We start from the raw sequence: 16,060 nt of genomic DNA, 5'->3' as shown, positions 1-16,060 counted from the left end.
AAAGCCTCCTATATTTTCATAGCAATTTCATATGCACTACCAATGGCATCTTTTAAATTACCCACTTTAGCACTATCACCCATTTGAATAATACGATCATTTTCAATTGGTGTTGGTGTATATCCTAAAGCAAATACAAGTGTATCAGCATTATCGATAACGTGTTCTGTTCCATTTTGTGTATAGTAAATATTATTTTCATCAACACGCTCTACTTTGGCCTTAAATTCAATGCGAACACCTTTTTCCATTAAACGACGAGTTAATACACTCTTAGCCGCTCCACCTTCACCTGTCATTAAAGAATCCGTCATTTCAAGAATGGTAACATTACGATTTGCTGGGAATAAATCATTAACTAATGGTGCTAAGTAATCCGCTGTTTCACATCCAACTGAACCCCCACCAATAATCACAACATTTTTACCAGTTACTTTACGGCCGGCTAAAATATCATCTGCTGTCATTGTTGATTTAAAAGAAGTAAAGGCATCAAATACTTTCGGTTTTGCACCCGTTGAACCTAATACCACATAGTTTTTAAATTCATTTTCAATCATTTCATTAGTCACTTCACAATTCATACGAATTTCAACATTTGTCTTTTTCAAACGTGTAATCATGAATTTAATAACTTTTGATAAATCTTGTTTCGCAACCGGTACAGCCGCTAAGCGTAACAAACCACCTAATTCATTTGTCTTTTCACATAAAACAACTTCATGTCCTCTTTGTGAACAAACATAAGCCGCTTCAAGTCCAGCAGGACCTCCACCAATGACAAGCACTTTTTTAGGTACTTCAGCTTTAGGAATCACATTAGTTTCTACTGATGGATTTACCGTACAACCAACTGGTTTTCCAAACATAACACCTGTCAAGCAACGTCCACAACCAATACAAGGACGAATTTCATCTTCTCTTCCTTCCATGGCCTTAGTGACAAAGTCGCTATCACAAAGGTTGGCTCTTCCCATCATACAAATATCGGCTTTACCATTTTCAATTAATTCATTGGCAATCCAAGGTTCATTAATACGACCTACGGTTGCCACAGGAATATGGATATATTTCTTTAATTCTTCACTCAATAAACAATGAGACCCTTGTTTTGTTCCTGGAGCTGGCATACTAGAACCACGTTTAACCGTATTTCCTCCTGAACAATGAATAAAATCAACTCCTGCTTTTTCTAATTGTTTACAAACATAGATCATATCGTTGATATTTAGTCCACCATCCGAATATTCATCTCCCGAAATACGAACATCAATAATAAAGTCATTACCACAACGTTTACGAATTTCTTCAATAACTTCTAATACAATACGTAAACGACCATTGATATCTCCACCATATTCATCTGTTCGCTTATTATATAAAGGTGTTAAGAAACCTCCTAATAAACCATGGGCATGAGCAGCATGAACTTCAACCCCATCACATCCTGCCACTTTGGCACGATAGGCCGCATCTCCAAATTGTTTTACTAATGTATGGATTTCATCAATTGTAACAGCACGAGGTGCACTCTTGGCATAATATGGACCTACATTACTAGGAGCAATTAATTGTGGTGTTCCTGGTAATGGAAAAGCCATATAAGCAGGATGAAATAATTGTGGCATAATTTTAGCACCATATTCATGACACGCATCGGCTAGTTTTTTCCAACCTTCAATATAAGAATCGTCACAAATAGAAATATCTCCTGGTAAATACGTATAGACAGGTTCTACCGTTGTGACTTCGGTAATAATTAAACCTACCCCTCCTCTTGCTCGTGAAGCATAGTGTTCAATTAATTCATCGCTAATATAATGATTTTTAGCGCATAAGTTTGTGGAAACCGGAGGCATAAAGACACGGTTTTTAACCACTGTTTGACCAATTTTAATTGGTTCCATTAAAGATGTATATTTCAAAAAAACATCTCCTTTCATCTATACCATTATATCATGCAACCCCTTACAATCAATCAAAATTCCACTTTGCACTACTACCCTTTTCATTTTTAGAAACAAGTAACTTAGAATCAATTTGTTGTTTTAATTCCGAAACATGACTAATAATACCAATCACCTTATTGTTTCCTGCCATTTCTTTTAATACACGAATCGATTCATTACGTGAAGCATTGTCCAATGAACCAAATCCTTCATCTATAAACATCATATTTAAATGAACAGCACAATTATCTCCTTGAATTTGATCTGCCATGCCCAATGCCAAAGATAACGCTGCCATAAATGATTCTCCTCCCGATAAAGTTGAAACATCACGATATTTTCCGGTAATTAATGAATGAACCATTAAATCCAATCCCTCATTACGTGCTTTTCCAAAATCATCAACATCTTTTAAAACAAGATGAAATTGATTTCCACTTAACTTTTCAAAACGACGATTCGCACACACTAAAATTTTCTTTAAATGATAACGCTGCACAAATGTTTCAATATCCATCTTCGAATCATTTGATAAATTTCCAGAACATTTTTTATACAAGCGCTCATAACGACTTTGCGTATTAATTAAATCAATGCGTTCTTTTTGATTAGCACTTAATTGATTATAAACCCTCTCATTTTGACGAAGATGATTCTCAAACCTTTTCTTAGTTTCTTCTATTTCTTGAAGTTGTTTTTGGGATTGTTGCCATTGTTCAAACAAAACATCCATATCTGGTTTTTGTTCATTAGCCAAATTCGAAAGTGACTGTAACGATGCTTCCAATTGATTCTTTTTCAAATCAAATGATTTTATACGCTTATGAATCAAATCCGCATCTTCTTTAGAATACTTTGTCATATAGTTTTCATAAACATCCATAGATAAAGAAAGATTCATTAAACTCTTTTCAATTTTTTCTTTTTGATTCTTTATTTTTTGTAGAAGATCCGCTTGACGATTCTTATTTTCTAACAAACGCGAATCACATTGATTTTTCTTACGCTGAATTTGATTCATTTCACTTTGAACAATATCAAATTGATTTTTAATTGTTTTATATTCTTTTTCCTTTGTGTTCAATTCAGCTAACAACTGTTCTTTACTATTAAATTGCGATATATCTTCTTTACACGTAAGAATACGCTGTTCAAGACTCTTTTCCTGTTCCTGATATTTTGTATAGTTTTCACTACATTCATGTACTTCTTTAGCACATTTTTCTTTTTTTATATATAAATCCTTTAATTTTACATCAGCCTGATTAAATAAAGTCGTTTGTTTTTGATATAGCTCACAATTAGAATTCAATTGTTCTTTTTGATTTGTGATATACGATACTACTTTTTCCTTTGTATCTTGATGCGATAAAACAAAACATTCTTGCCATTGATTTTCAATTTCATTTTGAAGATTTTCTAATTCCATTCTATGACTTTCGATTGATTGCGAACAACTTTCTAAGTTTACACGCGCTTGTTCACTTTCTTTTTGATATCGATCAACATGTTCTTTTGTCTCTACTTCTTCCAACAAAGTACATGGACTAGGATGATGAAGGGATCCACATACAGGACAAGGGACATTGTCTTGTAACGTAGAAGCTAACATACCTGCTTGATTATTCACATAAATTTGGAAAGCATGCTCTGCCCTGTCTTTTTTTAAAGCATATATATCTTTTAAATGTTCCCATTGTTTCTGTTCCTTTTGAATTTTAGCTTTACAATCTAATTCTTTTTCTTCAAGCTTTTGAATTTGTTTTACTTTTGTTTCAAGTGCTTCTAATTTTGATAATTCTTCTTTTTCATGGTTATAAAGAACGAAAGAATCTTTATAGTTTTCTTTAATTTCATTTTGTTTTCGAATGTCTTCTTCAATCTTATCTCTAGTAACATTTAAACCATCAATTTTGGATTGATATATCTTACTTTGTTTTTGAAGTTGTGCTTGTTGTTTATATAAAACATCTAAAGAATCAAAAACACTTAAAATACGCTTCGCATTTTCATTAAATACGCTATAGACTTGTAAAGAATGATCTCTTTTTTCTTTCCAATGCATGCATTCTTCATTTTTTTGTTCAAGTTGTTTGGATAGCTCTGGGCTTTGTTTGGAATCCATGTCGATTTGACTTTGAATAGAAACTAAATCCGCTTGTAGTTTATCTTGCCAATCCATTTCTGGTTTTATATCCAAACAAGAAGATAATATTGTATCCAATTGTTTGATATCTTCCATATCTTTATTTTGTTCCATTAACTGATTGTATTCACTTTTTGTTTGTTCCAGTTTTCTAAATGAATCCATTAGTGCATTGGCTTTCACATACGCATCATTGTGTTTTTGATTGATTTGCGATACGTGTTTATATTCACTTTGGATTTGTTTTAATTGATGGACATCATTTTCATTTTGTTCAGCTAATTCTTCTAAAAATTCATTCAAAAAAGAAAGATTCCCATTTTGAATTTCTTTTTGAAGTTCTTGTAGATGATTTTGAACATCCACTTGACTTACTTGAATTTGAACAGTGGTTTTCATATCACGAATCAATTGATTGTATTCACCTGTCTTTTGTCTAAGTTTTTCGATGATTTCATTATATTTTTCCGTATGAAATAAACGACGGAACATTTCTCTTTTTTTATCACTATCCGATTTCAATAATTCTCTGAATTCACCTTGAGCAATCATGGCAATCTGCATAAATTGTGGTTTCGTTAATCCTACAATGGATTCAATTTTTTCATTCACATTTTTATCAGGATAAACGCTTCCATCTTCTAAATACAACTCAACACGTTCATTTTGATACACAAAAGGATCTCCATTTTGTGTTTTTCTTTTCTTTAAACGTTTATATCTAGGAATGCGTTTAATACGGTATTGTTTATCATTCAATTCAAAAGTGAAATCCACATATGGTTCTTGTTCTAAAGGTGCAAACTCACTTTGAAAACTTGTTTTTGATTTCGCATCACTACTTGCTTGTCCATAAAGGGCAAAAACAATCGCATCAAAAATAGTTGTTTTACCTGAACCTGTATCCCCACTAATCAAAAATAAATTTTCTTTTGTCTGGGTAAAATCAATGGTTTGATTCACAAAGGAACCAAAAGAACTGAGTGTTAGTCTTAGCGGTTTCATGATAACCCTCCTATTTCATTAATGATATCTTGTAGTATCTTTTGATCTTGTTCATCCATATCGGGAATAAATTCGCAAATTAATTCAAATGGATCTTTAATTTTAGTTGTATCTAAGTCCATATCCATATCATAGTCCACATGAACATTTCGAGTGATTTCTAATACATGAGGATAGTGAATACGAATTTGTTCATTCATATCAATAAAATTTAAATCTTGATCATCTAATAATTCAATGCGAACATAGTCTTCACTTGTTTCTTGAATCACATCTTGATAATAACCCGTAATTGTTCTAACTTGTCGAAGTGGATGTAAAGGAAGTGAAGTAATTTCTGTTGTTCCTTTTTCTTTTAAATCAATCATCAACATCTGTTTCTTTTGATTTTCTTCGCTAATAGAATAAGCCATAGGACTTCCTGCATAACGAATATAGGAATCTTTTACTGTCATTGGTTTATGAATATGTCCAAGTGCCACATAATCATATTGTCTTAAAATATCACTATAAATCACATCAATATTTCCTACTGTTTTTACTTCACTATCAGCTCTTTCAATAGAGTTTAATTCTTTTTCTGATGGCAAATAAAATTGATGTGATACTAAAACATTTCTTTGACTATCATCTACATCTAATTGTTCTAAATATAAATGAACCGCTTGATCATAAGATAAAGAATCATGTTGTTCTTTTAAGAAAGGACGAATTTGACTTGGTCTTGAAAAAGGAAATAAATAAAAATTTACAGGACCATATTCATCTTTTAGAACAACTTTTTGAATTGGTAAAGAACCATTCACATATAAATTCTGATGTGATAATAAATCTTTATATTGATCAATTCTTTGTCCACTATCATGATTTCCAGAAATAATCAAAACAACAATGTCTTCTTTCACTTGATAAATTTTAGAAATAAATTCATTGTATTGTTTAATAGCCTCAAGCGAAGGAATTTGTTTATCAAATACATCTCCAGCAATACATAAACAATCCGGTTGATAGTCTTTAATATATTGAATAACTTGATTTAAAACATAATTTTGATCTTCATATAAGTCATAGTTCTTTAATTGCATTCCTAAGTGAAGATCGGATATATGAAAAATACGCATAATCATCCTCCTTTATTCTATATGTATATTAAACCATAAATTGACATTATTCATGGCATAAAAAAGGAATCCATCAAATGATAGATTCCTAATTGATTATTAAAGTTGAGGACCTGCTTTAATTAAAGCTTTTCCAGCTTCATTTGTTGTATACTTAACAAAGTTTTTATTGAAACGAGCTGCTAAATCTTTCGCTTTTTCATCCCATTGTGAAGGATCTTGATATGTATCACGTGGATCTAAGATATGTGAATCTACACCAGGTAATTCAGTCGGAACTTCAAAGTTGAAGTATGGAATTGTTTTTGTAGGTGCATTTTGAATATCTCCATTTAAAATCGCATCAATGATTCCACGAGTATCTTTGATAGAAATACGTTTTCCAGTACCATTCCATCCTGTATTAACTAAGTAAGCCTTAGCTCCTGATTTTTCCATTTTCTTAACTAATTCTTCAGCGTATTTAGTTGGATGTAATTCAAGGAACGCTTGTCCAAAACATGCTGAGAAAGTAGGAGTTGGTTCAGTAATTCCACGTTCTGTTCCAGCAAGTTTAGCTGTAAATCCTGATAAGAAATAGTATTGAGTTTGTTCTGGTGTCAAGATTGAAACAGGTGGTAATACTCCAAAGGCATCTGCTGATAAGAAAATAACATTTTTAGCAGCTGGACCACTTGATACACCATTAACTTTAGAAGCAATGTTGTCAATGTGATCAATTGGATAAGAAACACGAGTATTTTCTGTAACAGATTTATCCGCAAAATCAATGACACCATTATCATCTACAGTAACATTTTCTAATAACGCATCACGACGAATCGCATTATAAATATCTGGTTCTGATTCTTTGTCTAAGTTAATAACTTTAGCGTAGCATCCACCTTCAAAGTTGAATACCCCATTATCATCCCAACCATGTTCGTCATCACCAATTAATAAACGCTTAGGATCGGTTGATAATGTTGTTTTTCCTGTTCCTGATAAACCAAAGAAAATAGCTGTATTTTCTCCATTCATATCTGTGTTCGCTGAACAGTGCATTGAAGCGATTCCTTGTAATGGTAAATAGTAGTTCATCATTGAGAACATACCTTTTTTCATTTCTCCACCATACCAAGTATTAATGATAACTTGTTCATGGCTTGTGATATTGAAGGCAACACAAGTTTCTGAATTTAATCCTAATTCTTTATAGTTTTCAACTTTAGCTTTTGATGCATTGTAAATTACGAAAGTAGGTTCAAAATCTTTTAATTCTTCTTCAGTTGGTTTAATGAACATATTAGAAACAAAGTGAGCTTGCCAAGCAACTTCCATAATGAAACGAATTGCCATACGAGTATCTTTGTTAGCTCCACAGAAAGCATCCACAACATATAATTTCTTGTTGCACAATTCTTTAACAGCTAAATCTTTAACAGCGCTCCATGTTTGTTCTGACATTGGATGATTATCATTTTTGTATTCAACACTTGTCCACCAAACAGTGTCTTTTGAATTTTCATCCATAACGATGTATTTATCTTTAGGAGAACGTCCTGTATAAATACCTGTCATTACGTTAACAGCACCTAATTCCGTTTCAACACCTTTTTCATACCCTTCTAAGGCTGGATCTGTTTCATCCGCAAATAATTGTTCATAAGTCGGATTGTAAACAACTTCAGTCGTACCAGTAATACCATATTTTAATAAATCTACTGTACTCATTTCTTTTTCCTCACTTTCAAAAAGTCTCGTTTATATATTTGAATATAAACACATTACCTACAAAGTATATTTGTTTTATGAATGAAAATCAATTATTTTTCATCTATTTTCATATTTTTTCACAATTTGTTTACATTCACTTTCAAAAACGATATATAATAAATTTTAACATTAAATGAAATCGCTTTCAATTAATTTGATTGTGTTATATAAGTTTTGTAACGTTACGCATTCAATGTTTTTATCTTGAGCCATAGGAAGAATTGTTCCCGAAAACAAATCCAATTCTGTTTTACGATGCGCAATAATATCTTGACGCATACTTGGCATTCCTTCATTTGTTAAAGTTGAAAGAACATTTAACCAACCTTGAATATCTTCCTCATTTAAATCAATTCCATAGGCATTGCTCACAATCATGACTTCTTTCATAGCTTGTATAAAACAATCACGTAAAAGTCCTTCATGTTTACATCCACCATAAGTTGAATAATAGGCTGCACATGTTTGATTGATACCACAATTAAACATTAATTTATTCCATTGATCTCTAACAATGTTTTTACACTTACGATATGGAATTGTCATTCTTTGATAAAAATCCTCTAATTGAATGACCGCTTCCTTTTCTTGTTCTAATTCTTGTCCAAATAAGATTTCACCTAAAACTGTATAATAAACTTCATTATTTAAATATGTTGAATCCATTCCTTGAACAATGGTACGAACCACTTGATGATTTGGAAAAGCTTTTCGAAGTATGTTTTCAGATGAAATACCATTTAAACATGAAACAATAATCGTATTTTCATGCATAAATTCTTTCATTAAATGAATACTATCTTGTAGTCCGCTTAATTTGGTTGAAATGAAAATCAAATCAACTTTTTTGAATTCATCAACATTCGAAACATAGTTAAAATCAACTTCTTTTCCATTATAAATTAATGGATTCTCTAAATATTTCTTTTTACGTTTTTCATCGACAATAAAAGCCATTTCTTCATTAGAAAGATGTTTTCTAAATTCACTACCATATAAAGTACCAATGGCCCCTCGTCCAATCATTCCTATACTTTTAATCATAATAATTATTGTTGATTACGAATGTAATTCAAAGCTCCTCCAGCCTTTAAAATTTCAATGTCTTCATTTGAAAGAGATGTATTAACTTTAAATGTCGTTCCTTTTGTTTTATTTTGAACAATTAAAATAGGATTATTCACTAAATCATATGTATTTTCAATCACTAACTCATCCATAAAATCAACGGCATTATAGTCTTCTTTATTCACAAATTCACATGGAATAATACCAAAGTTAATTAAATTTGCTTTATGAATACGAGCAAAACTCTTGGCAATCACGACTTTAATTCCTAAATACATTGGGGCTAAAGCTGCATGTTCTCGTGAAGACCCTTGTCCATAGTTTTCTCCTGCTACAATGATTCCTCCATTATTTGACTTACAAATCTGATCAAAGTGTTCAATGTTGTTTTCAAAGACAAATTCCGATAATTTTTCAATATTCGAACGATAAGGCAATACCCTTGCCCCTGCTGGTGCAATGTGATCGGTTGTAATGTTGTCTTCTAATTTAATCACAACTTTTTTATCAATGACATTACTCATTGCTTCATTAACAGGAAGTGGTTTAATATTTGGTCCACGAATAATTTCCACTTCTTCAGGGTGTTTGCTTGGTGCAATGATCATGGAATCATCTACATAATATGGACTTTCTTCAATCGTATCATCGTATTCCAATGTGCTAGGATCACAGAATACCCCGGCAATTGCACTAGCGGCTGCTGTTTCTGGAGAAACTAAATAAACACCTGCACTTAATGTACCAGAGCGTCCATAGAAGTTACGGTTAAACGTACGAAGGGAGATTCCTTCACTCTTTGGTGATTGTCCCATTCCAATGCATGGACCACATGTACATTCCAAAATACGTGCTCCCGCTTGAATAAATGTTTTTAAGGCTCCATTTTCAATTAATTTCATTAAAACTTGGCGTGAACCAGGAGAAACAACTAAACTGACATGATCCGCAATTTTCTTGCCTTCTAAAATCTTAGCGGCTTTCATCAAGTCTTCATATCCTGAATTCGTACAAGAACCAATCGCAACTTGATCTACTTTTTTACCCGCTAAAGATGAAATTGTTTGAACCGCATCAGGTGAATTTGGACAAGCTGCCATTGCTTGTAAAGACGAGCAATCAATTTCAATGACACCATCGTATTCACAACCTTCATCTGCTGTCATATATACATAATCTTCTGGACGTCCTTGTTGTTTTAAAAACTCATATGTTACTTCATCCGATGGGAAAATTGAAGTTGTAGCTCCTAATTCCGCTCCCATATTGGTAATGGTTGCCCTTTGATAAACTGTTAAATCTTTTAGGGCATCTCCTGAATATTCAAATACTTTTCCAACGCCACCTTTTACCGTTAATTGACGCAAAACTTCTAAAATTATATCTTTGGCACTGACACCATGTTTTAATTTTCCTGTTAGTTTAATATTAATAACTTGTGGCATAACTAAACGATAAGGGATTCCTGCCATAGCTTTGGCAACATCCAATCCCCCAGCTCCAATCGCTATCATTCCCATAGCACTAGAAGTTGGTGTATGTGAGTCTGAACCAATTAATGTTTTTCCAGGTTTAGCAAATCGTTCCAAATGAACTTGATGGCAAATTCCATTTCCTGGTTTAGAAAAATAAATACCATGTTTGCTTGCCACGGATTGTAAATAAGCATGGTCATCCGCATTCATATATCCACTTTGAAGAGTATTGTGATCTACATAACTAATTGATTTCTCTGTTTTAACTTGATCCACACCCATAGCCTCTAATTGCATATAGGCCATTGTCCCTGTCGCATCTTGTGTTAATGTTTGGTCCATTTTAATTTCAATAGGTTGTCCTGCAATCATTTCACCTGATACAAGGTGGGATTTTATAATCTTTCTTGTTAAGTTTTCCATATAATATTCCTTTCGCTTTTTTAGATATTATACACAAAAATGAAAATGATTGAAAGAAATGTGATATACTTGAAAAAAATGAAGGAGGATGTTATGAAAAATTTACAAGATATCTATAAAGAACATGAGCCTAATAACTTTATAGAACCGAGTTTATATGCGCGTCATCGTGTAAAACAAGGTTTACGTAATGACAACGGGACAGGAGTTAAAGTAGGTTTAACGAAAGTCAGTCAAGTTATTGGATATAAAGAAATCCATGGAAAAAAAGCAGACTTAGATGGTCAATTAATTTATCGTGGATATTCTGTCAATGATTTAGTTGAACACTTCGATCAAGATAACTTATTTGGATTTGAACAAGTTGCGTTTCTTTTAATTTTTGGAGAACTTCCTACCCAAGAGGAACTGGAATCTTTTCATTATGAGTTATTGACACGTGCAACCAATACTATGACCGATTTCACATATAAAACATCAAGCATCTTAAATGCCATGCAGATTGGTGTTCTTAAATTATATGGTAATGATGAAAACCCAGATAACGATACCCTTGAACATCGTATGCTTAAAGGTGTCCATATTCTATCAAGTATGCCATTATTCGTTTTCTCTTATTATACCGATGTGCATGCCAAAACTTTCTGGGAAACATATCCTAAACCAGATAAAAGTTTTGCGGAAAACATTCTCTATATGGCAAGGGAAAATCGTCAATATACTAAAAAAGAAGTAAGCCTAGTTGATAAATTATTAATTGTACATGCGGATCATGGTGGTGGAAACAACTCAACATTTGCGGATGTTGTTATTTCGACAACAGGAACAGATATTTACTCATGCATTGCCGCTTCCCTTGGTTCTTTAAAAGGCCCAAAACATGGTGGAGCAAATTTAAAAGTTTACGAACAATTTGAATATTTAATGAATGATATTGGTATCACAACCGACGAAGACGTTTTATTAGATGTTTGTAATCGTATTTTAGATAAAAACTACTTTGATAACAGTGGTTTAATTTATGGTATTGGCCATGCCATTTATACAAAGAGTGATCCACGTGCTGAAATCATCCGTAAAGAATGTAAAGAACTTGCACAAGAAAAAGGATTAATGGATACCTTTAACTTCCTTGAAGCTTTTGAAAAAGCTGCGATTAGAACAATGGAACAAAGAAAAGGAATTACTGTTTGTGCTAATGTTGATTTCTATAGCGGTTTTGCCTATCGTATGTTAGGATTTAGAAAAGAAATTTTCACACCACTATTTGCCATCGCAAGAACTGCCGGGTGGATTGGACATCACTTAGAAAGCCGCCAAAACGATCGTAAGTTAATTCGCCCTGCCAATGTATATGTTGGTGAAATGAAGAAAGTTGAGGGAAGCTTAAATGGAAAAGATTAAAATGAGTACGCCATTGGTTGAAATGGACGGCGATGAAATGACACGTGTGCTTTGGAAAGTCATTAAAGAAGAATTATTAGAACCTTTTATCGATTTAAAGACTGAATATTATGACTTAGGTCTTGAACACCGAAACGAAACCAATGACCAAGTCACAATTGATAGTGCTGAAGCAACTAAAAAATATGGAGTGGCTGTTAAATGCGCTACTATCACTCCTAACCAAGCTCGTATGAGTGAATATAATTTAAAAGAAATGTGGAAAAGCCCTAATGGTACCATTCGTGCTAGCTTAGATGGAACCGTATTTCGTACTCCTATCATCGTTAAAGGAATTGAGCCTTGTGTAAAAAATTGGAAAAAGCCTATTACTTTAGCTCGTCATGCTTATGGGGATATTTATAAAAATACCGAAATGAAAGTTCCAAAAGGAAAAGCAGAACTTGTCTTTACGGATGAAAATGGAAATAAGACACGTAAATTGATTCATGAATTCAATGATGAAGGTGTCATTCAAGGTGTACATAATACAAATGCTTCCATTTCTTCTTTTGCACGCAGCTGTTTTAATTACGCCTTAGAAATGAAACAAGATCTTTGGTTTTCTACTAAAGACACAATTTCTAAAATTTATGACCATACTTTTAAAGATGTTTTTCAAGAAATCTATGACAATGAATATAAGGAAAAATTCGAACAAGCTGGCATTACTTATTTCTATACTTTAATCGACGATGCCGTTGCTCGTGTTATGAAAAGTGAAGGCGGCTTTATTTGGGCTTGCAAAAACTATGACGGCGATGTAATGAGTGACATGGTTTCATCAGCTTTTGGTTCATTAGCTATGATGACATCTGTATTGGTAAGTCCAAGTGGTGTATTTGAATACGAAGCAGCTCATGGAACAGTACAAAGACATTACTACAAATACTTGAAAGGTGAAGAAACTTCTACAAATTCCGTTGCCACGATTTTTGCTTGGACTGGTGCTTTAAATAAACGTGGTGAATTAGATGGTAATATTGATCTTCAAGAATTTGCCAAAATGTTAGAAGTAAGTACACTTCAAACAATCGAAAGTGGTAAAATGACTAAGGATTTAGCTTTAATTACTTCTTTGGAAAATGTTACCGTTTTAAATTCATTTGATTTTATTCAAGAAATTCGTAAAAACCTAGAGAAGATGATGTAATGTCATCTTCTTTTTAAGTATAAAAAAAGAAGATGATTAGTCATCTTCTAAAATCTCACGATTTTTTAAAGTTACAATATAAGTACCATCTGTAGGATATGCTTCATTTTTATCGGATAAGATTTCTAGATTACAAGGATATCCCATTTGGTCAAGCGTTTCTAAAAGTTTATCTTTTCCTAATTTTTTAGTAATAGCTCTTCCGCAAGCACAATTACCATATTGATCTAAACACTGAATAATCCATTCAGGAATTTTATTTTGATTAGACATTACACTACCGCCTTCCATAAAACGTAATAGTATAATACCAATCCATTTTCATTTTTTCAACAATTTCAAATAAGAATTTCCAATAAAATATTGTAGTTAGGATTGGAAGAATCCATTTTTGATAACCCTTTTTTCGCAATTTCTCTTGCCATATCCATATCCTTTTGACAATACGCCTTAGCCCAGCGAATAATAATCGTTGTATCATCACTATCTCTTAATAAATATTCATAGTAATGATTTCCTTTTTTTGTTTCGTTTGCACGAATATATAAATCCGCAATGTCCATCAAAATTTCATTGGCATATTGATTATGTAATTCATTAAACTGTGACAAAAAATCAAACACAAAGCTTTCATATTTATTTACTTGTGCCAATGTTTGAATAGACTCATAACTTATATGCATAAACTTTTTCCATATAGAATTTAAATCAATTTTTAATGAATCATTCATCTTTTCAATATTATTTATATTATTTGACTTAGCTAATCGTAAAACTTCCTTCAAAACATATTCCAAATTTTCTTTGCGTACATTGGCAAAATCACTTCGCATTGATTGTCGAATTCGTTGAAGTAAAACCTTAAATAAATCTGCATCATAGCCATCTTCTTCAAATGAATAATTAGAAACATCAACTTTAGAAAGAAGTTCTTCTACAATTTTATCAATATTATCTTCTTTTACTAATAGTGACATATAATCACCATATTCCAAATTCACTTTCATTTCTTTTGCCATGCGAATGCATGTATTTAAGGATACATAATTATATTGTTTTTCTTTTATTTCATTATAAATTTGAAAATGTTCACAATCTTCATTATTTTTCTTCGGCGAAGTTCTTTTTCGATTTTCTTCTGTTGTTTCAATTTCCTTTTTTGTTTTCTTAACTGACGTCTTTCTTTTCGTTTCATCATATCCCTCTTTTGATTTCATAGGCAGCCTCCTATTTTCCTTAATTATACCATGGATTCGTTTATTTCACATATTTCAACAAATTATATGTAAAAATTTGATACATTTCATTATTTATTCACATATTTTTGATATATAATATACAACAAAAGATAAGGAGGGGTATCATGAGTGAAATACCACCTAAATTTAATAAAAAATCCAACAAATCAAACATTATTACGATTGTGATTTGTTGTGTATTGTCAGCCATTATTGGTTTTGTCAGCGCTAGAATTGGAGCACCAAAAAATGAATCCGGTGTTACCATTGTTCAACAACAAGGCTCATCTCATTCTGGTGAAGTCGAAGATGTAAGTGACATTGCTTCGAAATGTGGCCCAAGTGTTGTTGAAATCACAACGGAATCTGTTTCCATGGGAAATAGTTATTATGGTCAATACATTTCTACAGGAGCCGGAAGTGGTGTCATCATTAGTGAAGATGGTTATATTGTAACGAACAACCACGTAATTGAAGATGCCAATCGCATTAGTGTTAAAACCAATGAAGGAGACGATTATGAAGCTACACTAGTAGGAACCGATCCACAAACAGACATTGCGGTTATTAAAGTGGATGCGAAAGATTTAACGCCTGCTACATTTGGTGATTCATCTGAACTAGAAGTCGGAAATGTTGTTGTTGCCATTGGAAATCCTCTTGGTGAATTAGGAGGTACCGTAACAACCGGTATTATTTCCGCACTGGAAAGACAAATTACAGTTGAAAATGAAGTAATGACTCTTCTTCAAACAGATGCTGCCATTAACCCAGGTAACTCAGGTGGTGGTCTATTTGATGATAATGGTAATTTAATTGGTATTGTTAATGCCAAAGAAAGTTCTACAGGAATTGAAGGATTAGGATTTGCGATTCCAATCAACAATGTTATCGATGTTATAGATGAGTTAATCGAAAATGGATCCGTAACAAGCCGTCCTGTTTTAGGTGTTTCTTTATACGATGTAACGGCCAATTCACAATATTATCAACGTTCTGAATATGATGAAGGTGTTTACATTGTACAAATTGTTGAAGGTGGAGCCGCTGATCAAGCGGGTCTAGAACAAAATGATCGTATTGTTTCTTTTGATGGACAAAAAGTTTCTACTGCTGCCGAAGTAAAATCAATTTTAAGAAAACATAACATTGGTGATTCAGTTAAAATTGTCGTTGAGCGAAATGATAAAGAAATCACTAAAACTGTTGTTCTACAACAATCGAATAATTAGAGGCTGTAACAGTTAAATAGCCTGTACAAAAAAGGATAGCTGACTCAATTAC

11 protein-coding genes are annotated in these 16,060 nt (G+C 32.5%); 3 read left to right on the top strand and 8 right to left on the bottom strand.

The window, feature by feature from the left end:
- Window positions 1-8: 8 nt before the first annotated feature.
- The 6 genes from ACI313_RS04385 to ACI313_RS04360 form a co-directional block, all read right to left on the bottom strand.
- Window positions 9-1,943, bottom strand: a complete 1,935-nt coding sequence (locus ACI313_RS04385; RefSeq protein ID WP_439755373.1) for an FAD-dependent oxidoreductase — start codon at window positions 1,941-1,943, stop codon at window positions 9-11.
- A 31-nt stretch (window positions 1,944-1,974) separates the two neighbouring features.
- On the bottom strand, window positions 1,975-5,100 hold the full coding sequence (locus ACI313_RS04380; RefSeq protein ID WP_320607679.1) for an SMC family ATPase: 3,126 nt from the start codon (window positions 5,098-5,100) through the stop codon (window positions 1,975-1,977).
- On the bottom strand, window positions 5,097-6,221 hold the full coding sequence (locus ACI313_RS04375; RefSeq protein ID WP_439755372.1) for an exonuclease SbcCD subunit D: 1,125 nt from the start codon (window positions 6,219-6,221) through the stop codon (window positions 5,097-5,099). Before ACI313_RS04375 ends, ACI313_RS04380 begins: the two co-directional genes overlap by 4 nt.
- 99 nt (window positions 6,222-6,320) lie before the next feature.
- Window positions 6,321-7,934: a phosphoenolpyruvate carboxykinase (ATP) gene (gene pckA / locus ACI313_RS04370; protein WP_439755371.1), complete on the bottom strand. Its 1,614-nt coding sequence runs from the start codon at window positions 7,932-7,934 to the stop codon at window positions 6,321-6,323.
- Window positions 7,935-8,105: 171 nt separating this feature from the next.
- Entirely contained in the window at window positions 8,106-9,020 is a 915-nt protein-coding gene (locus ACI313_RS04365; protein WP_439755370.1) for a ketopantoate reductase family protein, read from the bottom strand.
- A 5-nt stretch (window positions 9,021-9,025) separates the two neighbouring features.
- Complete coding sequence (locus ACI313_RS04360; protein ID WP_439755369.1) at window positions 9,026-10,942, bottom strand: aconitate hydratase; 1,917 nt, start codon at window positions 10,940-10,942, stop codon at window positions 9,026-9,028.
- Window positions 10,943-11,035: 93 nt separating this feature from the next.
- Between ACI313_RS04360 and ACI313_RS04355 the strand changes: the two genes are divergently transcribed.
- Entirely contained in the window at window positions 11,036-12,346 is a 1,311-nt protein-coding gene (locus ACI313_RS04355) for a citrate synthase (protein ID WP_439755368.1), read from the top strand.
- On the top strand, window positions 12,333-13,538 hold the full coding sequence (locus ACI313_RS04350) for an NADP-dependent isocitrate dehydrogenase (protein ID WP_439755367.1): 1,206 nt from the start codon (window positions 12,333-12,335) through the stop codon (window positions 13,536-13,538). Before ACI313_RS04355 ends, ACI313_RS04350 begins: the two co-directional genes overlap by 14 nt.
- Before the next feature lie 36 nt (window positions 13,539-13,574).
- Here ACI313_RS04350 and ACI313_RS04345 read toward each other — a convergent pair whose 3' ends face one another.
- Both ACI313_RS04345 and ACI313_RS04340 read right to left on the bottom strand, forming a co-directional pair.
- On the bottom strand, window positions 13,575-13,829 hold the full coding sequence (locus ACI313_RS04345; protein WP_439755366.1) for a hypothetical protein: 255 nt from the start codon (window positions 13,827-13,829) through the stop codon (window positions 13,575-13,577).
- A 47-nt stretch (window positions 13,830-13,876) separates the two neighbouring features.
- Window positions 13,877-14,755: a hypothetical protein gene (locus tag ACI313_RS04340; protein ID WP_439755365.1), complete on the bottom strand. Its 879-nt coding sequence runs from the start codon at window positions 14,753-14,755 to the stop codon at window positions 13,877-13,879.
- Between the two features lie 146 nt (window positions 14,756-14,901).
- Here ACI313_RS04340 and ACI313_RS04335 point away from each other — a divergent pair, with 146 nt between their 5' ends.
- Window positions 14,902-16,008, top strand: coding sequence for a S1C family serine protease (locus ACI313_RS04335; RefSeq protein ID WP_320607673.1), 1,107 nt, complete (start codon window positions 14,902-14,904; stop codon window positions 16,006-16,008).
- Window positions 16,009-16,060 lie beyond the last annotated feature (52 nt).

It is taken from the genome of Floccifex sp. (assembly GCF_051873495.1).
In the GTDB taxonomy this organism is placed as follows: Bacteria; Bacillota_I; Bacilli_A; order Erysipelotrichales; family Erysipelotrichaceae; genus Floccifex.
This window is presented reverse-complemented; position numbering and strand designations above follow the sequence as displayed.